We start from the raw sequence: 25,935 nt of genomic DNA on the forward strand, positions 1-25,935 counted from the left end.
GGCTGCGGGGAAGACGTGGTCAATGACGCGCTCAGCGTGCTCCTCACCTGGCGCGACGGTGAGACCAGCGCCGAGCCCGCGCTCGGGCATATTGCCCCTGCGCCCCAAGCACAGTGCCCCTGCGGAGACGTGAGGTCCCTATGACCACCCAGCGACGACCTGTCAAAATGTAATGCGGGTGTGTGAATGCGGGAGGGGAACCGGGGAGCATGGGGAACGAAGACGCGTCGGCAGGTCGGCCGGCGGCGGATTCGGCGGGGTGAATTCTCCGATCGCGGGGGCGATGACGCGCGCTGAGATGGTGGAGGTCTGGCGGACACACCGGGCTGCCCGCCGTGCTGCTGCGGTGACCGGCCCCGAGGATCGGGTGGACGGATTCGCTCTGCGAAAGTGGCGGAAGGCCGGCGTCTTCGGCGCGGAGGCCGTGGCCCGCGTCGAGGACGTGCTGCGGGCGCTCTTGACGTCCGTGCATCTCGAAGACGACGCCCTGAAGTGGAGCGCCAACACCATTCGCGCATGTTTGGATGGGCAGCCAACACCCCAACTCCTCCCTGCAGTCAAAGCCCTGCTGGAAGCCGCCGAACCGAGTCGGGCCGTCGCGCAGACCGCCACCGTGCTCTCCGTCATTCACGAAGTCGGCATGCCTTGGCTGTCGCCCGCCGGTGAGCGTCGCCTCGCAGTGATCGTCGGGGCCGTCGCAGCGTCTGAACTTGGACCGGCCGACGCCCCTCGCGCCGAGGACGACCCCGTCGGCGCCTATGCGTTGTATCACGCCCTTATCAGGGGAAGTCTGGACGAAATACCCGCACATTCCCTGCGGGCCGTCATCCCGTGGGCTCCCCTCGGCATCATCGACGACCTCATAGATGCCGACGTACTGGACCGTAGGGATAAGCCGTGGAGCCTGCGCTCGGATACCGCCGAACAGGGCTATCTGCTGGCCCGACTCGCACCGGAGAAGATTGATGCCGCCCTGGCTCAGTCGCTCGCTTGGAATGAGCCCCGTGAGCGGGAGGCGTTCTTGGCCGGCGAGCCGCTCGATCCGGAACCAGGCAGTCTTTATGACTTGCTCTTGCGCGTGGCGGACGGCGAGCCAGAAGTCCTGAAAGAACTCGAAGAGCTGCTGCCTCGCGACTTGGTGCTGCGACTGCGCAAGATACAGGCGGGCGCCATGACCGGCTCTTGGGATCCCGACGTCCCTGCCGATCGTGGACTGTGGCGACTCATGTGCGCACTGTGGGAGCCGAGAGCCGCAATCAATCCGGCGCGCGGCCCGTTCTATGCCCTCGTCGCGCTGCGATATGCCTATGACCTCATCTGCCAGGGCGAGAGGAAGAAGGCCCAGGCGCAGGTGGACAAGCTTGTCGATCACGAGGGCGCGGAGGCTGGAGTCGCGGCCGAGGCTTGGAACATGTTCGCCTATCTCGCCCTGCTCGACGACGACCTTGATCTTGCCTACGTCTCGCTGGCACGTGTCGCCCGTACTGACCGGAGGGTTGAGGACAACCTGGCCCTCCTGGATCGTCGGCGGCGCACCAAGCGCAACGACAGGAGCCAGCCGGCCAATCCGTACTTGGAGCTGGGGCTGCCGCACAAGAGCGAGCAGTGGAAGCACCAGTGGCGCGAGCGCCGTCGTGCCGACCGGGACAACCTCGACCTGGCAGCGCAGGCCAACTGGGCGAAGCGCCGCATCGAGCAGGCCGAGAGGGCCGAGGACTGGTCCGACTTCTTCGTGCTGCCGTTGGATCCCACAGCCCTACGACTGCCGACCGTGCGCCCGACATCCTTGACTCCCCGGCCCGCCGCCCTGCCCCGCCGGACCCCATCCGGGGCCGCCGCCGACCTCTCGGCGGTACGCGAGCACGCGTTGGCCGCCCTCCTTCCCACCCTGCTGTCCGCGCCCAGGCGCCCCGATCACGATCACAGGACATCGTCATGAGTAGCCAGTCCGCAGGCCGAAAGAACAATCCGGGCGCGGCCGGAGCGGCGAAGAAGCCCACGGGGCGTATTCGCCGCAAGGAAAAGCGTGAGTTCGTTGAAGAGATGAAGCTGCGTACCCTCAGGCCGGAAGAACTGCTCCACCCGGCCCAGCTCCTGGCCCGGTTCACCGAACGGGCCGAAGAGCTGCTTGCACTGCTTCCACAGGAGTCGCGGCCCACCCCCGCGACGGTCAGCACGGCGCTACGGCAGGGCGTGCTCGACGCATTCCGGACGCGGGATGAGCACATCGCGCGTCTGGTTGAGACCGACCTCCTCGCGAGCATGCCCGAGCAAGGGGCTAAAGCCATCCGCCGGGCGGTCCGGGCCTCGCTCGTCGATATGGGGGTCCGGGTGGTTGAGGAGGCTGACGAACAGGAACTCTTCGTCGTGGTCGAAGGGGACGGCCAGGGCTTCGAGCTGGTCCGGCCGGCCTACGTGGACCAGGCGACCGGCAAGCTGCTGCTGGCCGGACAGCTGCGCCGTATCCCGATGCCAAATGGCCTGCCAGTGCAGGAGCAAGCCGACGAGGCGGATGCGCAGCGAGGCGGTGCCCAGTGACCTCGACAGGAATCGATTTCGGAACGACCAACTCGGTCGTGGCCCAGTGGCAGGGGGAGGACGCCGAAGTACTGCCGCTGGACGCCCACCACATCGACGCCGACTGGCGGCACCCGGGGTTCGAACAGCTCTTCCCCTCGGTCGTGGGCCTCAGCTCGCTCCGGCGGGGTCCTCTGTTCGGCTGGGAGGCGAAGCTCCGCTCGGAAGAAGCGGCGGAAGCCTGCAAGCGGCTCCTCAAGAGTGACGAATACGTGACCATCCAAGGCAGGCGCTTCGCAGCGACCACCTTTGCGGCGGGCGTTTTCACCGCCATGCGCGAGGGCGCCCAGCACAACCTCACCGACATTGACCGTGCCGTCATCACCGTGCCCGCCAACGCGACGGGAGCCGCCCGCTACCGCACCAGGGCGGCGGCGCGGTTCGCCGGCATCGAGGTCCAGGCGCTGCTCAACGAACCCACCGCCGCCGCTATCTCCTACGTCCACGACTTCCGCGAGGATTCGCAGATCCTGGTCTTCGACTGGGGCGGCGGAACCATCGACGTCACGGTGCTGGACTACGCGGACGGGTTCTTCGAAGAGCGCGCGTCACGCGGAGTGACAGAGCTCGGCGGCCTGGAGATCGACCGGCGGCTGCGTGAACTGATCCTCGAACGGGCGCCCGCGCGCAGGGCGTGGACCCCGGCGCAGGAGCGGCAGTTCCGGCTCGATGTGGAACGGAACAAGATCCTGCTCTCCTCCCAGCCGAGCGTCACGGTGAACACCCCGGACGGGGTCGGCGTCGAGATCTACCAGGGCGAACTGGAAGAGGCGATCGGCGACCTGGTCGACCGCGCACTCGCGCCAGTGGAACAGTGCCTGAAAGACCTCCACATGGCGCCGCTCGACGTGGACGAGATCCTCATGATCGGCGGTACGAGCCAGATTCCCAGCGTGCGGGCCGCAGTGGCCGAAGCACTTCAGACAGAGCCTGTGCCCACCGAACTGTGTGATCCCATGACGGCGGTGGCGCGCGGCGCATCCATCGCGGCGGCGGTTCTCGCCGGCGAGACCGAGGGCGTCATCCACGTGGCCACCAGCCACGCGCTCGGCACCATGGTCAAGGACTCTTCGGGACGGAAGCGGTTCAGCCAGATCATCCCGAGGAACTCGCCGCTGCCCTGGAAGGAGCGCAAGAGCTACACCCCGCAAAAGGACCACGCACGGAAGCTGTCAGTGGAGATCTGGGAAGGCGACCCCGACAAGGAGCTCGCCCACAGGGACAACGTGCAGCTCACCGAGCTCACCCTCACCTACCCCACTCCGCGGGTCCGCGACGAATCCCGCTTTGACCTGGAGTACGTGTACGACACCAACGGTCTGCTCCACGTCAAGGCCACCCTGGAGCACACGGGGGAGGTGGTGGTCGACCAGGAGGTCGAGAGCTTCGGATCAGGCGGCCCCACGCCCGAGGTCCAGGCAGAGCTGGACCGGCTGATGAAGGCCAACTCGAACCCGGTACCTCTGGGAGCGGCTCGCTCGACTGAGGGATCCCGCCCTGTGCCCGCGCCTCCCAAGGCACGGCCCATGCCGGTCGACGGCGGCCCGCACACCCTCGTGGTGGACGGCTCCAACCTTGCCTGGATCGGCCGTTCTCCGGTTCGCCCGGGCGTCTACGAGGACGGCGACCACCCGAGCTTCACCCAGCTCCAGAACGCACGGGCAGCCCTGGCGAAGAAATACCCCGAAGCCGAGATCCACGTCGTGGTCGACGCCAGCTTCAGGCACAAGGTTGCCGCGGTAGAACGCGAAGCAGTAGAGGCTGCGCTGAGCAAGGGCGACATCATCCAGCCGCCCGCCGGTACCGAAGGCAAAGGGGATGCCCTTGTGGCGGCCATCGCAGACGACTCCGGCGCGATGGTCGTGACGAACGACAACTTCGCGGAACTGCAAAGCCGCTATCCGTGGCTTCGGGAGAAGGGGCGGGTCCTGGGGGCGACCCGCTCCAAGGGGGGCTGGTATTTCACCGGACGAACCTGCGTGGCGCCGCGCGGAGCGTACCGCGGCTGATTCAGGCTCCCTGGCCCGGATTGGTCTGCGAAGCTGGTGCTAGGGCACGCGAAGGGGCACAGGTTTCTGTGGTCGGGTGTGGCGTTGGGCGGGAACCGGGCAGGGGCAGAGGATCTGCGGGGTCCGGTGCCAGAAGCCGGTCGAGGATTACGGGGTGCTCTTGGAAGATGGCTGATCCCGAGAAGCCGGTTCCTGTGCCGCTACCGGTTGCCGCGGCTTCCGGAGCGGGTAGAGAGGGAACAACAGACGGCCCCTCGTAGAGCGCCCCTGCGCCGACTGCGGCGCTACGTGTCTCCTCGTCCATTTCTCGGCTCGGGACCTCATAGCGGCGTAGTACCGCTTCGGCTATGTGCCGCCCGCCGGTGTCGATGTCGCCGGAGTACTCCATGGGGACACCGGAGGTGTGGGCCAAGGCGAGGAGCACATGGTCGATGGCGGTGAGTGTGCCCGAGGTGCAGACGATGGGCGTCGTGATCCCGCGCATCAGGGCTTCGTGAATCACGGAGGGGTTTTCAACAACGAGCCACGGTTGTGTCCGTGAGAGCGTGGGCGGGTGTGCGGTGAGGTCGTGAAGTGTGAGGTGAACGGGGCGCTGGTCCTCAAGGGCCAGACGCAAGGCCCGGTCCGTGGGGCCGTCTCCGTCCGCGTTCACGTTCAGCAGCAGCACGGTCTGGGACAGGCTGTCGGCGACGATCCCGACGCGGGCCAACAGCGCACGCTCGGCCGCGGGCGTGTCGGGCAGCGGGGCATCCAGCAGGTCAGTCACGAGCAGGACGAGGCGGGCTCCCTGGCCCGCGTCGTTGAGGTCGAAGTAGTGCGGGTTCCCTGCGCAGTTGTGAGAGAGCCGCGCCAGCGTGGCGGGCCTTGAAAGAGGCAGCACGGCTCTGACGCGGGCCAGCGCGTCGATCAGCCTGCGCAGCTCGTCGGCCTTGTCATCGACGACTCCTCCAGCTCGTAGCCGGGCGATGAGCCGCGGCGTGTCGGGAAGCACGGTGGCCGCGTACGCCCAGATGTCCTCCCGCAGTTGCGCAGCCCGCCGTCTGTTCTCTGCCAGCGGCAGGATGGCGCCGACGTTCTGCTCGACGATCTCGCGCAGCTCGTGGGGTGTCATCGTGAGCGCCTGCAGCACGCGTTGTACGGGGATCACCGCGACGCCTTGCTCCATCCAACTCGCGAAGGCATCGGCCGTAAAAGCCCGCACCCAGGCCATCAATCAGCTCAAGTCCGTGCTTATTACTGCTGATCCCGCTTTACGGGAAGAAATGGCCGGACTGGGCAATGCTGAACTCCTCCGTACTTGTGCGCGGTTCGCGGACGCGAGCAGTCGCGAGGAGATCGGCGAGGAGTCGGTGCTGCAGGCCACTCGGATCACGTTGGGTTGGCTGGCTCGCAGGATTGGCCAGCTCTCCGAGCAGATCCGGGACGTGGAGACTCGTCTTGCCCGGCTCGTGGAACGGTATGCTCCGCAGCTGCTCGACGTGGTGGGGATCGGCCCGGACACGGCGGTCACGTTGCTGATCACGGTGGGGGACAACCCGGAACGGCTGGACAGCGAGGCGTCGTTCGCCGCGCTGTGCGGGGTCAGTCCTGTCGAGCGTTCCTCGGGACGCCGACAGTTCCGTCGCCTCAACCGTGGCGGTGATCGGCAGGCTAACGCCGCGCTCCACCGCATCGTGTTCACCCGCCTGCGCGTCGACCCGCGCACCCAGGACTACTACGAACGCCGCATCAAGGAGGGCAAGACCCGACGCGACATCGTCCGCTGCCTCAAGCGCTATGCGGCCCGGGAGGTCTTCCACCTGGTCAGACAGTCACAGCCAGGACCCCGCTCATAGGGGCTGTCGTGACAGATGAGAGGGTCTGGCGGGTGAGTGATACACCGGCGAACACCCTCCAATACCGCTCCGACGGGCCAGAAGACGCTCCCGTCCTGGTCCTGGGGCCGGCCCTGGGTACCACATGGCACATGTGGGACCGGCAGATACCAGAGCTGATCCGCCACTGGCGCGTCCTGCGCTTCGACCTGCCCGGCCACGGCGGCGCGCCCGCGCAGCCCGCCACCGCCGTGGGCGAGCTGGCCGACCGGCTGCTGGCCACCCTCGACACGCTCGGCATCGGCCGCTTCGGCTACGTCGGCTGCTGCGTCTCCGGCGCGATCGGCATCGACCTCGCCCTGCGCCACCCGCAGCGCATCGGCTCGCTCGCCCTCGTCGGCGCGGCGGCCCACGCCGGTGCCGAGGGACAGTGGGCCCCGCGCGCCGCCGACATCCGGGCGAACGGCCTGGAGCCCGTCGCCCGGCAGGCCCCCGAGCGCTGGTTCACGCCCGTCTTCGGCGGTGCCCAGCCCGCCATCGTGGACTGGGCCGTGCAGATGGTCCGCACCACCGACCTGCCCAGCCACGCCGCCGCCTCCGAGGCGCTCGCCGCCTTCGACGCGCGGCCCGGCCTCGGCCGGATCGGGGTGCCCACGCTCGTCGTCGTCGGTGCCGAGGACCAGGTGACGCCGCCCGCGGACGCCCGGGAGCTGGTCGCGGGGATCCCCGACGCCCGGCTCGCCGTGGTGCCGGCCGCCCGCCACCTGGCGCCGGTCGAGCAGCCGGTGGCCGTCACGGACCTGCTCGTCCGCCACTTCACGGCACCCTGGCCCCAGGCCGACCCGCAGCCGTTCCCCGCACCGCAGGGACCGGCCCCCGCGGAGCCCGCCCCCGAGGCCGAGGCGCCGCACCCCGCCTTCACCCCCGCCACCGACCCGACGCCGGGCGGCCCCGCAAACCCGTACACCGCCGACAAGCCCGGGGTCCCGGGCTTCGGCCCGGTCACCCCCGTGCCGGACGACGGCACTCCGGACGCGCCCACCGCCCCGGAGCAGGACGACGCCGACGCCCCCACCGAAGCCCCCGCCCCCGCCGTCCCGGACGGCTTCACCGCCGACTTCGACGACTTCGTCGCCCGCGTCGCCCACGGCGAGATGTGGGCCCGGCCGGGGCTCGACCGGCGGTCGCGCTTCCTGATCACGCTGACCGCGCTGACGGCCGGGGGCCACCTCGACGAGCTGGCCGTGCAGGTGCGCGCGGCGCTGCGCGACGGGGTCACGGCGGACGAGATCAAGGAAACGCTCCTGCACACCTCGCTCTACTGCGGGCTGCCCGCGGCCGGCGCGGCGCTCAAGGCGGCACAGCGCGCGCTGGCCGAACCGGGCGCGTAAGACACGCCCTGCCGGGTGCCCCCGGGCGCTCCCCCTGGGCAAGATGAGCCCATGAAGCTGACCAAGCACAGCCATGCCTGCGTTCGACTGGAGAAGGACGGCCGGACCCTCGTCATCGATCCGGGAGGGTTCAGCGAGCAGGACGCCGGCATCGGCGCCGACGCGCTGCTCGTCACCCACGAGCACCCGGACCACTTCGACGAGGACCGGCTGCGCGCCGCCCTGGAGGCCAACCCGGCCGCCGAGCTGTGGACGCTGCGCAGCGTCGCGGACCAGGTCTCGGCGGCCTTCCCCGGCCGGGTGCACACCGTCGGGGAGGGCGACGCCTTCACCGCCGCCGGCTTCGAGGTGCAGGTGCACGGGCAGCTGCACGCGGTGATCCACCCGGACATCCCGAGGATCACCAATGTCGGCTACCTCGTCGACGGCTCGGTCTTCCACCCCGGCGACGCGCTGACCCTGCCGGGGCAGCCCGTCGACACCCTGATGGTCCCGGTCATGGCCCCCTGGAACAAGGTCGCCGAGATCATCGACTACGTCCGCGAGGTCAAGCCCCGCCGCGCCATCGACATCCACGACGCCCTGCTCACCGACCTCGCCCGGCCCGTCTACGACCGGATGCTGGGCCCGGCCGGGCCGGGCGTCGGGGGAGCGGAGCACGCCAGGATGGCGGCCGGGCAGAGCGTCGAGCTGTGACGGCCGGGGGCGGCCGCCGCCCCCGGCCTGTCACACCCGGCCGTTAGGGTGGCCCCATGCGCATCGCCACCTGGAACGTGAACTCGGTCACCGCCCGTCTCCCGAGGCTCCTCGCCTGGCTGGAGAGCAGCGGCACGGACGTGCTGTGCATCCAGGAGACCAAGTGCGGCGAGGAGGCGTTCCCGTTCGAGGAGCTGCGCGCGCTGGGCTACGAGGCCGTGGTCAACGCCACCGGCCGGTGGAACGGCGTCGCCCTGCTCTCCCGCGTCGGCCTGACGGACGTGGTCCGGGGCCTGCCCGGCGGCCCCGACTACGACGGCGCGCAGGAGCCCCGCGCGGTCTCGGCGACCTGCGGGCCGGTCCGCGTCTGGTCGGTCTACGTGCCCAACGGCCGCGAGGTCGGCCACAACCACTACACGTACAAGCTCGCCTGGCTGGAGTCGCTGCGCGACGCCGTCGCCGTCGACGCGGCGGGGGAGCGGCCCTTCGCCGTCCTCGGCGACTTCAACGTGGCCCCCACCGACGAGGACGTCTTCGACCCGGCCGTCTTCGAGGGCGCCACGCACGTCACCCCTGCGGAGCGCGCCGCCCTCGGCGCCCTGCGCGACGCCGGCCTGACGGACGTCGTGCCCCGCCCGCTGAAGTACGACCGCCCGTACACCTACTGGGACTACCGCCAGCTGTGCTTCCCCAAGAACAAGGGCATGCGCATCGACCTGGTCTACGGCAACGCCCCCTTCGCGAAGGCACGCAAGGACGCCTACGTCGACCGTGACGAGCGCAAGGGCAAGGGCGCCTCGGACCACGCCCCGGTCGTCGTCGATCTGGACGTCTGAGACACCGCTGGCTCAGACCAGCTCCTCCAGGTCGATCGCGTCGCAGAACGCCTCCATCCCGGCGTTGTTGGGGTGGAGGTGGTCGCCGCTGTCGAAGCGCGGCAGCATCCGCTCCGGGGCCTCGGGGTCGCGGATCGCCTCGTCGAAGTCGAACACGGCGTCGTACACCCCTCTGCTGGTGCGGATGTGCTCGTTGATGGCGTTGCGCTGGGCGTCGGCCTCCGGGGTGCAGTCGTAGAAGCCGCCGCACGGCGCGATGGTGGCCGCCACGACGCGCAGCCCCCGCTGGTGCGCCCGGGCCGCGATCGCCCGGAGGGCGCCGATGACCTGATCGGCCCGGGTGCCGGCGCGGATGTCGTTGACGCCCTCGAAGACGATCACGGTCCGGGCCGAGGTCTGGGCGAGCACGTCCCGCTCCAGCCGGTGCCCGGCGCTGACCCCGGCCAGGGTGGTGCTGGCGCCGTCGCCGGGGTAGCGGTCGGTGGCCACCCGGTTCCCGGAGATCCCGTGGTTGAGCACGCCCAGCCCGGGCACCGCGTGCTGGGCGCGCAGCCGCCGGGCCAGCAGGTCGGGCCAGCGGCGGTTGGCCCCGGGGGTGGACGCCTCACCGTCGGTGATGGAGTCGCCGAGTGTCACCACGGACCCGGGCCCGCCGCCGACGTCCACCCCGGTCAGCAGCGGCCAGCCGTTGAGCCGCTCCGCGAAGCCGCCGGACTCCCGGTCGCCCGTGCGGTCGCCGCTGCCGTCGGTGCTGACGTACGAGAGCTGGTTGCTGTAGCTGTGCACGGGCAGCGCCCGCACGGTCCCCGGCAGGTGGATGCTCACCAGCAGATTGCTGTCCGGCGGCACCCGGAAGTCCAGCGGGTCGCTGAACTGCTGGGCCCCCGCCGGGATTTCGGTCCCCCGACGCCCGCCGAAGGCCAGCGGCACGGGCCGGCCGGCCGTCGCCGCGCCGCTGCTCTGGAGTGCCACGGTCGCGTGCCCGATCCGCACCGGGCCCGGGGCGAAGGTGTTCTCCAGCCGGATCCGGGTGCGGGGCCCGCCTGCACTGCTGTGCACCACCAGGCGCAGCGTCCGGTCCGTCCACGGCCCGACGGGGGCGTACCCGGACGTGGACGCTGCCCAGCTGCCGGTCCACTCGTTCGAGGGAGCACGCAGGGCCAGGGCGAACACGTGCAGGGAGACGCCGCGGGCGCGGACCGCCGGCAGCACCACCGAGGCGACCTCGCGGCCGCGGGCGACCGGCACGCTCACCGCGTACAGCCGCGTGGTCTCGGTGCGCCGGCCTTCGGCCGTGTTGCGGTGCGGCAGGCCGACGGCCTTGGTGGTGAGCGGCCCCCGGCGCCAGTCGGGCGCGGTGAGCGCGTACGGGCTCGTCGAGCCGTCGCGGTAGCGGACGGTGCCCGTGCCGCTCGCCTCCCCGCCCGTGCCGGCCACCAGGAAGGTCAGGGCGGTGCCGTGCCCGGAGAGGCGCACCGACTGGCCGTCGGCCCGTACGTTGTCGGGGCGGCCAGGCGCGGAGCGGGGCCAGTGCAGGCGGGTGGCATCGAGGTCCAGGGCGCGGCCGGGCGTCCAGCCCGCCCGGCGCAGGTCCCGGGCGGAGAGGGAGCCGCCCGACCCGTCGAAGTCCGCGGCCTCCGGCCGGTCGTCGTCGCTGACCGCCCGGTTGTCGAAGAGCCGTTCCAGGGGGAGCGGCTCCGCACGCGGTGTATCGGGGGTGCCGGCCCGCGCGGGGCTGCCCGCGAGGGTGACGGCGCAGGCCACCCCCGCCGCGACGGCTCCGGTCGCCGTCCACCGTCTGTGCCGTCTGCCCTTGGCCGTTCCGAGGATCGCGGTGCGGAGCATGCGCGTCACGCCTCCCAGCGTTGCCGGCTGACGAAAGCTGAAGAAAGCTGAAGAGAACTGAAGAAAGGGGCGGGATGGAGGGGCGGGATGAAGCTAAGGAGACGTCCGGGAAACGTCAAGGAGGCCGGTCGGCCACGGCGGGGTGGAGCGAGGCTGTGGTGGGGCCGTCCGCGCGAGTGAGATCCTGACCGGTATGAACATTCCCTTCCTGGACAGCTGGCGCAAGCGACGCGGCCCGGCGGACGGTGCGGCATTGCCCCACCCGGCCGACAGGGATCCCGAGGGCCTGGCCGAGCTGCTGTCGGAGTGCGAACTGCTGCGTGCGCACGCGCAGTCGGCAGGTGTCGCGCTCGACGACTCGCCGGCGTCCCTGGAGGCGCTGGACCAGCTCCAGCCGCGCTGGCGCGAGGACCCGGAGCTGGTGCCCTGGCTGGGCAACGACGCGGGCCTGTACCTGGGCACCGTCGTGGTGCGCACGGTCGAGGGCGCGGGCTGGTGGATCCGGCCCGACGGCCAGCCGGTGCTGCGGCTGGCCAGCGGCCGGGAGATCGACGCGGTCGAGGCGGGCCGGTCCTGGGCGGCGGACGGCGCTCCGGAGCTGTCCCAGCTCTACGCGGAGGTCGCGGAGAACTGACTCGGCGGCGGACGGGCGGCACGGCAGCGGGCCCCGGCCGGGCGGTCGCCGCAGGTGTCGGTCGCATGCCCGGCCGGGCTCAGCTGGTGAACGGAATGCTGTACTCCAGCCGCCACCGGTCCGCGCGGACCACGATGTCCGAGGTCTCCACGGCCCGGTTCTCCCCGTCGAAGTGGGTGCGCTCGACGACGGTGACGCACTGGCCCGCCGCACAGCCGAGCGCCTCCGCCTCGGGGGTGGTGGCCGGCCGGGAGCCGACCAGCTCCCGGGCCCGGACGACCCGGATGCCGATGGCCGCCAGCCGCCCGCGCACCCCGCGCCGGGCGTAGGGCCCGCGCTCGGGCAGGACGACGTCGGTGCCCTCGGTGATGGTCAGCGGCTCCCAGCTGGTGGCGAGCTGCACGGGGTGCCGGTTGGCCAGGTACTCGTAGTGGGTGCACAGCACCGGCTCGCCGGTGCCGATGCCCAGCCGCTCGGCGATCGGCGCCGGGGCCGGTGCCTCGCTGGAGGACGCCTCCCAGGTCAGCGCCGTGTCCCGGCCGGGGCCCCCGGGCGCGGCGACCCCGGGTGGCGCGGGGAGCCGCCGGGCGTACCCCCGGACCTCGGCGGCGAAGGGGGAGTCGACGGCGCCGGTCGAGCGCAGCAGGGTCCCCAGCGGGGCCCGGTCGGTGACGAAGACCCCCCGCCCGAACTGGCCCTCCGCGTACCCGGCGGCCTTGAGCACCCGGACCGCGCGGTCCACGGTCTGATCGCTGGCCTCGTAGGCGCGTTTGAGCTCGGAGCGGGAGGGGATGCGGTCGCCCACGGCGAGCCCGCCCTCGTCGATGCGCCGCCGCAGGTCGTCCGCGATGCGCAGGTAAACGGGCCTGCTGTCGCCCAACACCGGCTCCCTTCCCCCTCGGGTGTCGCCCATCCGGCCCCCACAGGCTAGGTACCCAGGCCGGGTCTGTGTACCTAGGGCAAATGGCGGCCTCTGCCCGCCCCGATCCGGTTCGATCCCGGTCCGTATGCGTGTCACCGGTGAAGTCCCGTATCGAGGCGGATAGTTTGCGGCGACCGCGAGAGCGCCGAGAGCGAGTGGGTAGGGCTGATATGGCCGCCGAGCCACTGATCGAACTGCGTGATGTCAATAAGCACTACGGAAAAGTGCACGTCCTGCAGGACATCAACCTCACCATCGGGCGCGGGGAGGTGGTGGTCGTCATCGGCCCCTCCGGCTCCGGGAAGTCCACGCTGTGCCGGACCATCAACCGCCTGGAGACGGTGGAGTCCGGCACCATCACCCTCGACGGGCAGCCGCTGCCCGACGAGGGCAGGGCGCTCGCCCGGCTCCGGGCCGAGGTCGGCATGGTCTTCCAGTCGTTCAACCTCTTCGCCCACAAGACCGTCCTGGCCAATGTCTCGCTCGCCCAGATCAAGGTCCGCAAGCGCGCCCGGGAGGAGGCCGACCGGCGCTCCCGCGAACTGCTGGAGCGGGTCGGGCTGATCGCGCACGCCGAGAAGTACCCGGCCCAGCTGTCCGGCGGCCAGCAGCAGCGCGTGGCCATCGCCCGCGCGCTGGCCATGGACCCCAAGGCGCTCCTCTTCGACGAGCCCACCTCGGCCCTCGACCCGGAGATGATCAACGAGGTGCTGGAGGTCATGCGGCAGCTCGCCCGGGACGGTATGACCATGCTCGTCGTCACCCATGAGATGGGCTTCGCCCGCTCGGCGGCCAACCGGGTCGTCTTCATGGCCGACGGCCGGATCGTCGAGGACCGCACCCCGGAGGACTTCTTCACCGCGCCGCGGAGCGAACGCGCCAGGGACTTCCTCTCCAAGATCCTCAAGCACTGAGCGGGGTGACCGCGACATGAGCCACCGCCATCGCCAGGACCGCCGCCCCCGCACCCCCCGCCGGGCCGCCGTCCTCGCGCTCGCCGCCCTCGCCCTGCTCGCCGCCGCCTGCGGCAAGGAGGGCAGCCCCCCGGTCAAGGGCCCCAAGCCCGAGCAGCTCCCCGCCTACACGGTCGCCACCGGCTTCGAGCTGCCGGACTCCGCCACCTGGCGGGCCGCCCGGAAGCGCGGCCACCTCGTCGTCGGCGCCAAGGAGGACCAGCCCTACATGGGCGAGAAGGACCCGGCGACGGGCGCCTACTCCGGCTTCGACATCGAGATCGCCCGGATGATGTCCGCCTCCCTGGGCTTCGACCCCCGGACCATCGCCTTCCGCACCGTCGCCTCGGCCAACCGCGAAACCGCCCTCCAGAACGGCCAGATCGACTACTACGTCGGCACCTACACCATCAACGCCCTGCGCAAGAAGCAGGTCGGCTTCGCCGGCCCGTACTTCGTCGCGGGCCAGTCCCTGCTCATCCGCAAGGACGAGAAGGGCATCGACGGCCCCCAGGACCTGGCCGGCAAGCGGGTCTGCTCGGCGGCCGGCTCCACCCCGCTCCAGCGCATCGAGAAGGACTACCCCAAGGCCCACGCCGTCGCCTACGACACCTACTCGATCTGCGTGGACAACCTCCTCAGCCTCCAGGTCGACGCCGTCACCACCGACAACACCATCCTCATGGGGTACGCCGCCAAGGCCCCCGACGCGCTGAAGGTGGTGGGCCGGCCGTTCTCCAAGGAGCCCTACGGCATCGGCGTACCCCGCGCCGACACCGCACTGCGCCTCGCCCTGGACGACGCCATCGAGGCGCACGAGCGCAACGGCGACTGGAAGAAGGCCTACGACGCGACCCTCGGCCTCTCGGGGGTGCCCGCACCACAGCCGCCCGCCGTCGACCGCTACCCGGCCAGCTGAGGACGAGGACTTCCGTGAACGTACTCACCGACAACTTCTCCCTCTACGGCAAGGGGCTGCTCGGCACCGTCGAGCTGACCGTCTACGCCTCGCTGCTCGCGCTCGCCCTCGGCTTCGTGATGGCCTCCTTCCGCGTCGCCCCCGTCGGCTCGCTGCGCGTCTTCGGCACGGCGTGGGTGACGGTGCTGCGCAACACCCCGCTCACCCTGCTGTTCTTCGCGGTGCTCCTGGGGCTGCCGCGCTTCGGGATCGTCCTGCCCTTCCAGCTCTTCGCGGTCATCGCCCTGGGCTGCTACACCTCGGCGTTCATCTGCGAGGCCCTGCGCTCGGGCATCAACACCGTGCCGACCGGCCAGGGCGAGGCGGCCCGCAGCCTCGGCATGACCTTCGGCCAGACCCTCGGCGACGTCGTCCTGCCGCAGGCCTTCCGCTCGGTCATCCCGCCCGTCGGCTCGACCCTGATCGCCCTTGCCAAGAACTCCGCGATCGCCGGGTCGTTCAGCGTCACCGAGCTGCTCGGCACCTACAAGACCCTCAACGAGCTGGGCTACAGCATCATCTGGTCCTTCATCTGGATCGCCGTCGGCTACCTGATCGTGACCCTGACCATCAGCGCGGTCTTCAACGTGCTGGAGAAGCGCTGGGGAGTCGCCCGATGACCGATATCGCCGTGTCGACCGCCCTCTACGACATCCCCGGCCCGCACACCCGGCGCCGCCACCGGCTCTACGGCCTCGCTGCCGGCGCCGCCATCCTCGGCGTCCTCGCCGTCGTCCTCTACCTTCTCTTCGACACCGGGCAGTTCACGGCCGCGAAGTGGACGCCCTTCGAGTACAAGGGCATCCAGGAGATGCTGCTGCGCGGCCTCGGCAACACCCTCAGGGCCTTCGGGTTCGCCGCCGTGCTCTCCCTCGCCCTCGGCTCGGTCCTCGCCTGCGGGCGGCTGTCGGTGCACCGGCCGGTGCGCTGGACGGCCACCCTCCTGGTGGAGTTCTTCCGGGCCATGCCCGTCCTGGTGATGATTTTCTTCGTGTTCGTCGCCCTCAAGGTCCAGCCGCTGCCCGCCCTCGTCACCGGGCTGACCCTCTACAACGGCTCGGTGCTCGCGGAGGTCTTCCGCACGGGCGTGAACGCCGTCGAGCGCGGCCAGCGGGAGGCCGCCTACTCGCTGGGCATGTACAAGACGCAGGTGATGGGCTATGTCCTGGTGCCCCAGGCGCTGCGCGCCATGCTGCCGACCATCATCAGCCAGCTCGTCGTCGCCCTGAAGGACACCTCCCTCGGCTTCCTCATCACCTACGAGGAGTTCCTGCACGCCGGCAAGCTCATCGCCAGCAACCTCGACTACGACCTGCCGTTCATCCCCGTCGTCATGGTCATCTCCCCGATCTACATCGGGATGTGCATGCTGCTGTCGTGGTTCGCCACCTGGGTGGCCAGGCGGCAGCGGCGCAGCCTGAAGACGGAGGCCGTGGAGGTCGGCCCCGCCGAGCCGGGCACGCTGCTGCCGGGATCCACCGCCCACGGCTGAGGGGGCGTCAGTCCCGCACCGGGACCGACAGCACGGACGGGTCGCCCGCGGGCGAGGAGAACGTCAGCCGTGCGCCCGCCGGGTTGTGCTCGATGTAGAGCGGGTCCACGGTGTCCACGACGAGGGCGAGCCGGTGCCCGGCCGGCACGTCGTACGCGGTCGCGTACAGGTCGAGGTCGACCCCGAACGGCTGCCCGGGCGTGCGGCCGTGGAAGGTGTACGGGGCGTGGCTGACGAGCCTGCCCACGCCCAGCGGGCCCACGTCGTAGAGGTAGGCGATCGCCGTGCCGCTCTCCTTGTTGCTCGTCAGCGTCGTGTGCAGCCGGACCGTGCCCCGCACCTGCTGGGCGCGGTCGTACGGGCCGGTCTCCCACACCGCGGCGAACGCGCGCGGCAGCAGCGGCACCGAGACCATCGGGGGCAGCTTCAGGAACTGGTCCAGGGTGCTGGAGAGGAGCGCGATGCCGCCGTCGGCACCAGAGTCGACGTTGGCGTGGACGGTCCTCGCGCCGGTCAGGGGGACGGTGCGCCGGTTGCGCTCGACGGCGGTCCAGTCGGCGTACGACTCGTAGCGGCCGTCGGAGCGGGACTTGAGCTGTACGGGCTGCTCGCGGTCGATGCCGTTGGCGACGCCCCGCAGATGGCGGTCGAACCAGCGCCGGGCGTTCGTCCAGGTGTCGTTGGGCAGCCCGAACAGGCCGGTGCCCTCGGCCGTGGCGTGGTCGCCCGGGCGCAGCTCCAGGCGCTTGGGGCCGGTGAGCTTCTCGTAGAACGACACGTACTGGTTGGGCGGGAAGATCGAGTCGCCCCAGGCGTTGCCGAGCATCACGGCCGCGCCGTTGGTGTTGATCTCCTTCAGGTAGGTGGCGGGCGAGCGCTTGGCCGCCCAGGCGGTCAGCTCGGGCTCCTTGGCGACCACGTCGGGGCCGGTGAACTCGCCGAGCATGTGGCGCATTTCCGCGCTGGGCCGGCCGGTGACCTCGCCCAGGCCGCCGAGTATCCCGGTGGCCTGGACGTGCTGGGTGCGCTGCCCGTAGATCGCCTCGATGAGGTCCGCCCAGCCGCTCATGGCCACCACGGCTCTGACCCGTTTGTCGGCCCCGGCCGTGAGCAGGCTGATGCCCGCCCCGTAGGAGATGCCGCCCATGCCGATCCGGGCGGGGTCGGCGGGGGTGTGGGCGAGCGCCCAGTCGATGACCCGCGAGGCGTCGGCGACGTCCGGCGGCCCGGCGGTCTCGATCTCCCCGCCGGAGAGCCAGAAGCCGCGCGAGGTGTAACTCACCACGATGTAGCCGGAGTCGGCCAGCTGCTTCGCCTGCGCCAGGTACTCGAACTGCGGCATGGCCCAGCTGGTGGGCAGGACGATCAGGGGGTAGCGGCGCGAGCCGCCGGCGTCGCCGGGGGTGAGGACGTTGCCCTTGAGGGTGATGCCGCCGGAGCCCGGGATGTCGGTGAACTGCACGCCCGCCGGGGCGGCCGCTGCCGCCGTGCTCGTACGGGGTGCGGCCTGGGCGGCGGGGGCGGCGCCGAGGGCGCTCCCGGCCAGCAGCGCGACGGACGCGGCGCCGACGGCCGCGGCGCGCAGGGCCTTGCGGGGGTGTCGCACGGGTCACTCCTGACGTCGGTGCCGCCGCCCCGGGGGCGGGGACGGCGGCACTGCCGATGCAAAGTGACTCGAAAGTAACCTCGGTGCCTTACCGGGGGTAATGGTCCGGCAAGTTACGCATGGGTAACGATCGCGGGGCGGGAGGCGCCCCGTGCTGACGGGTGCTCAGCTTTCGCCGCCCTGCCACAGATCGGGGCCGAAGACCTCGTAGTGGATCGCGGCGGCCGGTACGCCCGCCGCCAGCAGCTGGGTGCGGACCGAGCGCAGGAAGGGAAGCGGTCCGCAGAGGTAGGCGGTGGTGCCGACGGGGACGTCGATGCCGGAGAGGTCGGCGAGGCCGGTGCGGTCGGCGGGCCAGGGGCCTTCCGGCTGCTCGTACCAGACGTGCGCCACCGCGTCCGGGAGCTTCGCGACGAACTGCTCCAGGTCTGCGCGGAAGGCGTGGGTCGCCTCGCTGCGGTCGGCGTGCACGACGACGACGCGCCGCGGCGAACCGGTCGCGGCGAGGTGCTCGAGCATGCCGGTCATCGGCGTGCAGCCGATCCCGGCCGAGGCGAGCAGCAGCGGGCCGTCCCCGCCGTCGAGGGAGACGTCGCCGAAGGGGCGGCTGACGAGCAGTGTGTCGCCCTCCTGCACATGGTCGTGGAGGCGGCCGGAGACCTCGCCGGCCGGATCGCCCGTCACCCGCTTCACGGAGAACCGGAGGGCGCCCTCCGGCTGTCCGGAGAGGCTGTACTGGCGGATCTGCCGGGCGCCGTCCGGCAGGGTGACCCGGACGGAGACGTACTGGCCCGGCCGGGCGGCGGGCACCGGGCGGCCGCCCTCCGGGCGGACGGTGAACGTGGTCACCTCGGCGGTCTCCCGGCGGCGGGCGACGACCCGGCAGGGCAGCCACACCGCTCCGTCCGGGGTCCCGGCCTCCTCGTACAGGCGGGCCTCCAGCGCGATGAGGGCGTTCGCCATCAGCCAGTACACCTCGTCCCAGGCGGCGGCCACCTCGGGGGTGACGGCGTCGCCCAGCACCTCGGCGATGGCCGCGAACAGGTGGCGCTGCACCAGGGGGTACTGGTCGGGGGTGATGCCGAGCGACGCGTGCTTGTGGGCGATGCGGGAGAGCAGCGCGTCGGGGCGTATGTCCGGGCGCTCGACCAGTGCGACGGCGAAGGCGGCGATGGCGCCCGCGAGGGCCTGCTGCTGGCTGCCCTCGGCCTGGTTGCCGCGGTTGAAGAGGTCGCGCAGCAGCTCGGGGCGGTCGGCGAAGAGCTTCTTGTAGAAGAGCGGGGTGATCTCGCCGATGGCCCCGCCGACGGCGGGCAGGGTGGCGCGGACGATCTCGGTCGACTTCGGGGACAGCATGGGGCTCCTTGCGGTCGGGTCCGGCGCTCCGGAACGAAAAATTGGTATCTGAGATTCGTATTTTTGGACGGGGGGCGCCCCTTGGTGCCCCCCGGCGAGGGGGGAGGGGGTCAGCTTCCCGGCGGTGCGCTCAGGCTCAGCAGGACGGGGCCGGTCGGAGGGCCGGTCAGGTCCTCGATGGTGTACGGATCGAGTGCGGCGAAGAACGCCTCCTGCGCCTCCCGCAGGGCGCCGCGCAGCCGGCATGCCGAGCGCAGGGGGCAGGGCGGGTCGTCCTCGCAGCCGACGACGTCGCCTGCGCCCTCCAGCTCGCGCACGAGCCGGCCGACCGAGCCGGTGCGCCCGGTGGCGGTGAGCGCGAGGCCGCCGCCGCGGCCCCGGCGGGCCTCGACGACGCCGAGGTGCGTCAGGCGGCTGACCACCTTCGCGGCGTGTGTGTAGGGCACGCCGACCGCGCCGGCCACCTCGCGGGTGGTCGGCGCCGCGGTGTCCTCCGCGTCCTCCATCACGGCCAGGCGCATGGCGATGCGGAGGGCGATGTCGGTGCTCTTCGTCAGGCGCACGGCGTCATCGTACATATTTGGATTCTGAGAATCCAATTAAGGGGGCGAAGGGGGCCGGCACGGGCACCGCGGGCGGCGTCCCGTGCCGGCCGGTCGACTCCAGGGCGTGCGGGGCATGGGGGTGCGGGGCGCTCAGTGAGCCGGCCGCACCACCATCGCCGAACCGCCGCCGCGCCGCGTCGTCTCGGCCGCGGCCAGCCACCGCCCGTCCGGCAGCCGCTGCACCCCGGTGGCCGCGCCGATCTCCGGGTTCGGCTTGAACACATGGCCCTTGGCCTCCAGCTGCCGCCGCAGCGGGCTGTTCCACAGGCCCGGTTCCAGCTCGGTCGTCGCCGCGTTGCGCTGGCTGGCGCGCGGTGCGGCGATCGCGTCGACGAGCGGCATCCCGCGGTCCACGTGGTTGAGCAGCGTCTGGAGCACGGTGGTGATGATCGTCGCGCCGCCCGGCGAGCCCAGCGCGAAGGCGGGCCTGCCGTGGTCCAGGACGATCGTCGGCGACATCGACGAGCGCGGGCGCTTGCCCGGCCCGGGCAGGTTGGGGTCGTGGACGCCCGGGCTGACGGGCGTGAAGGAGAAGTCCGTCAGCTCGTTGTTGAGCAGGAACCCGCGCCCGGGCACGGTGATGCCGCTGCCGCCGGTCTGCTCGATGGTGAGGGTGTAGGCCACCACGTTGCCCCACTTGTCGGCCACCGTCAGATGGGTGGTGTTCTCGCCCTCGTACGGCGTGGGGGCGGCCGCACCGCGCGTGCCGCAGGAGGCGGGCCGGTCCGGGTCGCCCGGTGCGAGGGGGCTGGTCAGGACCGCGTCGTCCTTGATCAGGCAGGCGCGCGAGTCGGCGAAGCGCTGCGAGAGCAGCCCCTTGACGGGGACCTTCTCGAACGCCGGGTCGCCGACCCAGCGGTTGCGGTCCGCGAACGCGATGCGGCTCGCCTCGAGGTAGCGGTGCAGATAGGTCTGCCGGTCCAGCTTGCCGAGGTTGCCGTTCTCCAGGATGTTGAGCGCTTCGGCGACGGTCGTCCCGCCCGAGGAGGAGGGCGCCATGCCGTAGACGTCGAGGCCGCGGTAGGAAGTGCGGGTCGGGTCCTGGCGCTTGGTGGCGTATGCGCGCAGGTCCCGCTCCGTCAGGTCGCCGGGGCGGGCCACGCGGTGCGCGCCGGGGTCGACGGGGGGCTTGCGCACCGTACGGACGATGTCGCGCCCGACCTCGCCCCGGTAGACCGCGTCCACGCCCTGGCGGGCGAGCAGTTCGTAGGTCCGGGCCAGGTCGGGGTTCTTCAGGGTCGTGCCCACGACCGGGGGCTTTCCGCCGGGCAGGAACAGCTTTGCGGTGGCGGGGAAGTCCTTGAAGCGCTGCTGGTTGTCGGCGGTCTGCTGCCGGAAGGTCTCGTCGACGGTGAAGCCGTCGCGGGCCAGGCGCTCGGCGGGGCGCAGTACTTGGGCGAGCGAGCGGCTGCCCCAGGTGCGCAGGGCGGTGTCCCAGGTGGCGGGCGTCCCGGGGGTCCCGACGCTCAGGCCGCTGGTGACCGCATCGTTGAAGGGGATCGGCTTGCCGTTCTCCAGGAAGAGGCCGGGGCCCGCGCTGAGGGGCGCGCGTTCGCGGCCGTCGACGGTGGAGACCTTGTGCGTCCTGGCGTCGTAGTGGACGAAGAAGCCGCCGCCGCCGATGCCCGCGGAGTAGGGCTCGGTGACGCCGAGGGCGGCGGCCGTGGCCACGGCGGCGTCCACGGCGTTGCCGCCGTGGCGCAGCACTTCGATGCCGGCGGCCGAGGCGTCGGGGTCGACGCTGGCGACGACTCCGCCGTAGCCGGTGGCGACGGGCGACTTCGCGGGCGTGCGGGGCGGCGCGTGCTGCGGGCTCGCGGCCCCGGCGGGCGCGATGCCCAGCCCGGCCACGACGGCGGCCGCCGCGGCGAGTACGGGCAGGGTTCGACGGGTGGTCCGGCGGCCCGCGCGGCGGGCCGGTCGGAGGGGCGTCGGTCTGGGCAGGGCCATTCTGCCTCCAGTCGGGCGGACGGGCCCCGGAGCCTACTCGCCGGGCCCGCCTGCCGACAGGGGACCGAGGCTCAGTGTCTTTGCAGCCCCGCCAGGACCGCACCCGCCATGGCCTGCTCGCCCTTGGCGTTGGGGTGGAACGGGGCGGCCGGGTTCTCGGGGCGCGCGCCCTCGACCCAGCGGTCCGCGGTGGGCGTGCACACGCCGTGGCCGGCCGTGGGGCCGAAGGTGTCGACGTAGCCGACGTGGGCCGCGGCGGCCTGCTGCTTCAGCATCGCGTTGAGGTTCTTCTCGGTCTCGCGCAGGTAGGGGACGTCACCCGCGGCGATGGGGACGGCCGGGAAGCAGCCGGCGCCGTCGTCCGGCATGATCGTGGGGTAACCCACGACCAGGACGCGGGCGTGCGGGGCGCGCTGGTGCACGTCCTTCAGCACCTTGGCGATCTTGGGAGCCGTGGCCTGGATGCGGGCGGCGAGCTGGTCGGTGCCGTCCGCCGTGTACTGGTTCTTGCAGGGGGCGCCCGCGGGGTCGGTCGGGGAGAGCTTGGCGCAGGTGCCGATGATGTCGCCGAAGCCGATGTCGTTGCCGCCGATCCCGAGGGTGACGAGACGGGTGTTGCGGCCGAGCGCATCCAGCTGGGGCGCGTTGGTGCCCTGGGCGCGCCACATCTCGTCGGTCTTGGCGCCGCTGCAGCTGACGTCCTTGAAGGACTTCTGGTGCAGCCCCTTCGCGGTGAGCGACGGGTAGTTGACGTTCGAGCGCGCACAGTTCTCGTCCACCTGGGTGGGGACGCCGGGGGCGGAGGTGTAGGAGTCGCCGAGGGCGACGTAGCGTGCGCCGGGGGCCGGGGTGGCGTCCGGGGCGGCGGTCGCGGGCGCGGCGGCGCCGACCGCCAGGGCCGCGGACGCACCGAGCGCCGCCAGCGCCTTTCCGTACTTTGCGCCGCTTTCGCTCACCTGTGACACAGTTCTGCCTCCGATGTCATCCGATGTCAGGTGTGGTTCGGCGATAATCAGCCGATCATCGCGGGGTCAGACTCCGCCGCGCCGTCACACTCTGTCAATCTCGGTGCAGAGCAGGCCCCCTGACGCACTGGACGGGGCCGCTATCCGAGGTCCACCGGCCGCCCGGCACGGTGGACCGCACGGACCCGCCGTATCGCGTCGATGTCCTGGACCGGGTTGCCGTCCACGGCGAGGAGGTCGGCGTCGTAGCCGGGGGCGATCCGGCCCTTGCGCCGCCCCAGGCCGCAGGACTCCGCGGCGAGGGAGGTGACGGAGGCGAGCGCCTCGGCGTTGGGGGCGACCTGCGCGGCGAAGTACACGAGGTCCGAGGGCAGGACGTCGTGGGGCTTGTGCGGGTTGATCCCGGCATCGGTGCAGCAGACGACGCGGACGCCCCGGCGGTGCAGGGACGCCTGGTTCTCCCAGTAGGGCTCGATGGTCCGCAGGACCTCGGCCGGCATGTCCGCGCGGGGCCGGACGACCGTGCAGCCCACGAAGGTGCCCGCGGCGGCCATGGCGTCGGCGGTCGCCGGGTCGAGGCGCACGCCCTGCGGGGTCATGAACGTGCAGTGCTCGATGCCGTCGACCCCGGCGGCCACGGCGTCGGCGATGCCCGCCGCCGCGTGCGCGTGCGCGGTCACGGGCAGCCCGAGCCCGTGCGCGGCCCGGGTGACGGCCTGCAGCTCGGCCAGGCCGTACTGCGCACCCCCGGGGTTCGAGCCGCTGGTGGACATGCCCCCGGTGGCCATCACCTTGACGAGGTCCGCGCCGCGGCGGCCCCGCTCCTCGACGGCGGCCACTGCCTGCTCGGCCCCGTCGGCCTCCCCGCCCAGGTACCAGCAGTGGCCGCGGCCCACGGTGATGGGCGGGCCGGCCGCGACGAGGTGCGGGCCGACAGCGCCGTCGGCGAACTCCTCGCGCAGCCGCAGCGCGAGGTAGCCGCGGTCCCCCAGGTCGCGGACGGTGGTGATCCCCGCCCGCAGCGCGGCCCCGGCGTGGGCGCGCATGCGCGCCAGCACGGTGGTGTCGTCGTCGTGCACCATCTGCTGCTCGGTGTTGCCGTTCGGGTCGAACACCAGGTGGCTGTGCGCGTCCACGAGCCCCGGCAGGAGGGTGACGTCCCCCAGGTCCGTGAAGGCCCAGCCCTCCGGTGGGTTGGCACCGCTGAAATCGACGTCGACGATGCGGTCGCCGTCGACGAGAACCATGACCGGGCCGGTGCGCAGGGCACTGCCGTCGAACAGCCGGGTGGCGCGGAGAGCCGACAGGGAATTGTTCACGAACACTGCTCCCAAAGGTTGTCACGGACGACGCACCGGACCAGGACTAGCAGGTTCCGCCACCCCGGACGACCCGGGGTCGGAATGCCCGCCGGACCGCTTCGCACATGGCCCCCGCGTCAAGACGGATCCCGGCCAACCCACGGATACGCACCGGCATCGGAAGGAATCCGACCACCCCCAACACCGCCCGGAAATCGGCCGGTTACGCAGGGAGAACCAGCATGTACGCTGACCGTCGACGGACAGGGGCTCCAGGGGGTGTCGGCACTTGAGTCGGCGGTGCCCGCGGACACAAGAGAGGGGGGAGCCCATGGCCAGGAAACAGCTGCGTGCCGAAGCTGCGAAGCTCGTCGCGCAACTCCCCGAACTGCCCCGGCCGTGGGACGTGGAAGCACTCTGCCGCAGCCTGGCCGAAGCCCGGGGACGCCCCCTGACGCTGCATCCGATGGACCTGCCCGCCATGCCCTTCGGGCTGTGGTTCGACGACGGGACCGGGGACCGCATCGTCTACCGCTCGTCCGCGACCGGGTACTACCGGGACCACATCGTCCTGCACGAGATCTGCCACATGCTGGCCGGGCACGGGGTACTGCCGGTCGACGGGACGGACGGCCTGCAATCGCCGGGCGTCGCCTTCCGGGGCGGCCCGGAACCGGCGGCGAACAAGGCGTGCAACAACGCCGAGGAAGAACTCGCGGAAACCTTCTCCACCATGGTGCTGAAGATTGCGGGCCAGTTGCGGCCGAAACGCGTCAGCGCGGTGGAGCGCAAGGCGGAAGAACTATTCGGAGCAGGCTTTGCATAATGTGCCGGACTGGGTCGAGAGCTGTCGATCGGTCATTCTCTACGTGGTGTGGGCCGTGCTCGCCGTGCGCCTGCCGGGACTGCGCCGCGCGTCGCAGCGCCCCGTGTGGTTCGTCCTGCTGGTGCTCGCCTCCGGATCGCTGATGATCCAGGCCGGGGTGGCGCACTGGATCGACGACACCACCGGGATCGCCAAGGCCAGCGAACTGACCGTCGCCCTGGTCGCGCTCACCGACTTCGCGGCCGTCTGGTGGTTCGCGGTCGCCCTGCACCTGGCGAGCCGCCCCGCCCCCGGCCGGCTCCGCCGCACCCCCCTGGTCTGCGCGGCCACCATGGCCGTGCTCGCCGTGGCGCTCTTCGCCGTCACCCCCGCTGCCGACCGGTTCGGGGCACAGGCCCACGGCTGGTGGACCGTCTACGCGGCCTGCTGGACCGCCTATGGCCTGATCACCGCGGTGGGGGCGGGGGCGCTGTTCTGGTGGCACGGCCTGCGGATGCGCAGCCCCGTCCTGCGCCTGAGCCTGCTGGCGCTCGCCGTCGGCACCACCGCCGAGGTGCCCTACCAGGTGATCCGCGCGATCCGCTGGTTCAGTGACGCACCGTCATGGCTCGCCCTGGCCGGATTCTGGTGTTCCTTCGCGCGGTTCGTCCTCGTCGCGGTCGGCTGCTCGCTGGCCGCCGTGGAACCGCTGCGCCGGGCGTCCCTGTACTGGTACCGCAGACAGCGTCTCTACGGCATGTGGATACTGCTGCGCCGGGCGACCCCCGACCTCCTGGTGGTGGAGCCGCGCTCGCGCGTGCCCGACCTGCTGCTGCTCGGCAACACCTGGGAGGAGCTGCACCAGCGGGTCGTCGACATCCGCGACAGCATCACCTTCCTCCACGACGGCTGGGCCTCGCCCGGCCTGCTGCAAGAGGCCGAGCGGCACGCGAGCGGGTCGGGCGGGAGCGAGCGGGGGCGCCTGCTCGCGACGGCCTGCTGGATCGAGGCCACGCGGCGGGACGCGGTGGCGGGGGCGCCCAAGCTCCACCACGGGGAGCTGGACAAGAGCCTGCTCCCGCAGGTGCTGGCGGGCGAGTCCACCGTGCACCGGGAGATCCGCCACCTGCTGCGGCTCAGCCGGGCGCTGCGGTCGCGCCCGGTGCGGGCCTTCGCGGACGCGGCCGCCGTCCCCTGACCGGGGCCGGGGCCGGAACCGG

At 71.8% G+C, this 25,935-nt stretch carries 22 protein-coding genes and 1 pseudogene; 14 read left to right on the forward strand and 9 right to left on the reverse strand.

The window, feature by feature from the left end:
* Positions 1–283 precede the first annotated feature (283 nt).
* From AC1Z4A_RS26670 to AC1Z4A_RS26680, 3 genes are read left to right on the forward strand one after another with little or no spacing between them, the layout of a single operon-like run.
* Positions 284–1,939, forward strand: a complete 1,656-nt coding sequence (locus tag AC1Z4A_RS26670; RefSeq protein ID WP_483682407.1) for a hypothetical protein — start codon at positions 284–286, stop codon at positions 1,937–1,939.
* Entirely contained in the window at positions 1,936–2,538 is a 603-nt protein-coding gene (locus tag AC1Z4A_RS26675; RefSeq protein WP_483682408.1) for a hypothetical protein, read from the forward strand. The genes AC1Z4A_RS26670 and AC1Z4A_RS26675 overlap by 4 nt, the downstream gene beginning before the upstream one ends.
* Positions 2,535–4,586: an Hsp70 family protein gene (locus AC1Z4A_RS26680; RefSeq protein WP_483682409.1), complete on the forward strand. Its 2,052-nt coding sequence runs from the start codon at positions 2,535–2,537 to the stop codon at positions 4,584–4,586. The genes AC1Z4A_RS26675 and AC1Z4A_RS26680 overlap by 4 nt, the downstream gene beginning before the upstream one ends.
* A gap of 1 nt (position 4,587) precedes the next feature.
* Here AC1Z4A_RS26680 and AC1Z4A_RS26685 read toward each other — a convergent pair whose 3' ends face one another.
* Positions 4,588–5,715, reverse strand: coding sequence for a TIGR02679 domain-containing protein (locus AC1Z4A_RS26685; RefSeq protein ID WP_483682410.1), 1,128 nt, complete (start codon positions 5,713–5,715; stop codon positions 4,588–4,590).
* 37 nt (positions 5,716–5,752) lie between these two features.
* On the opposite strand from AC1Z4A_RS26685, the pseudogene AC1Z4A_RS26690 reads away from it, so the two are divergent.
* The 4 genes and pseudogenes from AC1Z4A_RS26690 to AC1Z4A_RS26705 form a co-directional block, all read left to right on the forward strand.
* Positions 5,753–6,421, forward strand: a pseudogene (locus tag AC1Z4A_RS26690) (transposase); the annotation flags it as partial.
* Positions 6,422–6,453: 32 nt separating this feature from the next.
* Positions 6,454–7,791, forward strand: coding sequence for an alpha/beta fold hydrolase (locus tag AC1Z4A_RS26695; RefSeq protein ID WP_483682411.1), 1,338 nt, complete (start codon positions 6,454–6,456; stop codon positions 7,789–7,791).
* A 51-nt stretch (positions 7,792–7,842) separates the two neighbouring features.
* Complete coding sequence (locus AC1Z4A_RS26700; RefSeq protein ID WP_483682412.1) at positions 7,843–8,487, forward strand: MBL fold metallo-hydrolase; 645 nt, start codon at positions 7,843–7,845, stop codon at positions 8,485–8,487.
* Positions 8,488–8,543: 56 nt separating this feature from the next.
* A complete protein-coding gene (locus tag AC1Z4A_RS26705) occupies positions 8,544–9,323 on the forward strand; it encodes an exodeoxyribonuclease III (protein WP_483682413.1) in 780 nt (259 codons plus the stop codon).
* Positions 9,324–9,335: 12 nt separating this feature from the next.
* Here the strand turns inward: AC1Z4A_RS26705 and AC1Z4A_RS26710 are convergent, their stop codons facing one another.
* On the reverse strand, positions 9,336–11,168 hold the full coding sequence (locus AC1Z4A_RS26710) for an SGNH/GDSL hydrolase family protein (RefSeq protein ID WP_483683738.1): 1,833 nt from the start codon (positions 11,166–11,168) through the stop codon (positions 9,336–9,338).
* 193 nt (positions 11,169–11,361) lie between these two features.
* Between AC1Z4A_RS26710 and AC1Z4A_RS26715 the strand changes: the two genes are divergently transcribed.
* Positions 11,362–11,802 (forward strand): DUF6278 family protein, encoded by a 441-nt coding sequence (locus tag AC1Z4A_RS26715; protein ID WP_483682414.1) that lies wholly within the window; start codon positions 11,362–11,364, stop codon positions 11,800–11,802.
* Positions 11,803–11,881: 79 nt separating this feature from the next.
* Here the strand turns inward: AC1Z4A_RS26715 and AC1Z4A_RS26720 are convergent, their stop codons facing one another.
* A complete protein-coding gene (locus AC1Z4A_RS26720; RefSeq protein ID WP_483682415.1) occupies positions 11,882–12,682 on the reverse strand; it encodes a GntR family transcriptional regulator in 801 nt (266 codons plus the stop codon).
* A 212-nt stretch (positions 12,683–12,894) separates the two neighbouring features.
* Here AC1Z4A_RS26720 and AC1Z4A_RS26725 point away from each other — a divergent pair, with 212 nt between their 5' ends.
* Genes AC1Z4A_RS26725 through AC1Z4A_RS26740 form a run of 4 tightly spaced genes read left to right on the forward strand, consistent with a single transcriptional unit; the run spans position 12,895 to position 16,127 of the window.
* Positions 12,895–13,638 carry an amino acid ABC transporter ATP-binding protein gene (locus AC1Z4A_RS26725; RefSeq protein ID WP_483682416.1) on the forward strand — a complete coding sequence of 248 codons (744 nt, stop codon included), beginning with the start codon at positions 12,895–12,897 and terminating at the stop codon, positions 13,636–13,638.
* Between the two features lie 16 nt (positions 13,639–13,654).
* Positions 13,655–14,596, forward strand: a complete 942-nt coding sequence (locus AC1Z4A_RS26730; protein ID WP_483682417.1) for a glutamate ABC transporter substrate-binding protein — start codon at positions 13,655–13,657, stop codon at positions 14,594–14,596.
* 14 nt (positions 14,597–14,610) lie between these two features.
* Complete coding sequence (locus AC1Z4A_RS26735; protein WP_483682418.1) at positions 14,611–15,255, forward strand: amino acid ABC transporter permease; 645 nt, start codon at positions 14,611–14,613, stop codon at positions 15,253–15,255.
* Positions 15,252–16,127: an amino acid ABC transporter permease gene (locus AC1Z4A_RS26740; protein ID WP_483682419.1), complete on the forward strand. Its 876-nt coding sequence runs from the start codon at positions 15,252–15,254 to the stop codon at positions 16,125–16,127. Before AC1Z4A_RS26735 ends, AC1Z4A_RS26740 begins: the two co-directional genes overlap by 4 nt.
* Before the next feature lie 7 nt (positions 16,128–16,134).
* On the opposite strand, the gene AC1Z4A_RS26745 is transcribed toward AC1Z4A_RS26740, so the two are convergent.
* The 6 genes from AC1Z4A_RS26745 to AC1Z4A_RS26770 form a co-directional block, all read right to left on the reverse strand.
* The gene (locus tag AC1Z4A_RS26745) at positions 16,135–17,733 is read right to left on the reverse strand and encodes a CocE/NonD family hydrolase (protein ID WP_483682420.1); all 1,599 of its coding nucleotides are present in this window, start codon (positions 17,731–17,733) and stop codon (positions 16,135–16,137) included.
* Positions 17,734–17,898: 165 nt separating this feature from the next.
* Positions 17,899–19,089, reverse strand: a complete 1,191-nt coding sequence (locus AC1Z4A_RS26750) for a globin domain-containing protein (RefSeq protein ID WP_483682421.1) — start codon at positions 19,087–19,089, stop codon at positions 17,899–17,901.
* A 110-nt stretch (positions 19,090–19,199) separates the two neighbouring features.
* Positions 19,200–19,652: an RrF2 family transcriptional regulator gene (locus AC1Z4A_RS26755; protein WP_483683739.1), complete on the reverse strand. Its 453-nt coding sequence runs from the start codon at positions 19,650–19,652 to the stop codon at positions 19,200–19,202.
* A 132-nt stretch (positions 19,653–19,784) separates the two neighbouring features.
* Positions 19,785–21,575, reverse strand: a complete 1,791-nt coding sequence (gene ggt / locus AC1Z4A_RS26760) for a gamma-glutamyltransferase (RefSeq protein ID WP_483683740.1) — start codon at positions 21,573–21,575, stop codon at positions 19,785–19,787.
* A gap of 140 nt (positions 21,576–21,715) precedes the next feature.
* A complete protein-coding gene (locus tag AC1Z4A_RS26765; protein WP_483682422.1) occupies positions 21,716–22,600 on the reverse strand; it encodes an SGNH/GDSL hydrolase family protein in 885 nt (294 codons plus the stop codon).
* A 149-nt stretch (positions 22,601–22,749) separates the two neighbouring features.
* Complete coding sequence (locus AC1Z4A_RS26770) at positions 22,750–23,928, reverse strand: amidohydrolase family protein (protein WP_483682423.1); 1,179 nt, start codon at positions 23,926–23,928, stop codon at positions 22,750–22,752.
* 313 nt (positions 23,929–24,241) lie between these two features.
* On the opposite strand from AC1Z4A_RS26770, the gene AC1Z4A_RS26775 reads away from it, so the two are divergent.
* Together AC1Z4A_RS26775 and AC1Z4A_RS26780 are read left to right on the forward strand one after the other, a co-directional pair.
* On the forward strand, positions 24,242–24,736 hold the full coding sequence (locus tag AC1Z4A_RS26775; RefSeq protein ID WP_483682424.1) for a hypothetical protein: 495 nt from the start codon (positions 24,242–24,244) through the stop codon (positions 24,734–24,736).
* 1 nt (position 24,737) lies between these two features.
* On the forward strand, positions 24,738–25,913 hold the full coding sequence (locus AC1Z4A_RS26780; protein ID WP_483682425.1) for a DUF6545 domain-containing protein: 1,176 nt from the start codon (positions 24,738–24,740) through the stop codon (positions 25,911–25,913).
* Positions 25,914–25,935: the final 22 nt, after the last annotated feature.

The sequence above is a fragment of the Streptomyces sp. 17_S59 genome, from assembly GCF_056930295.1.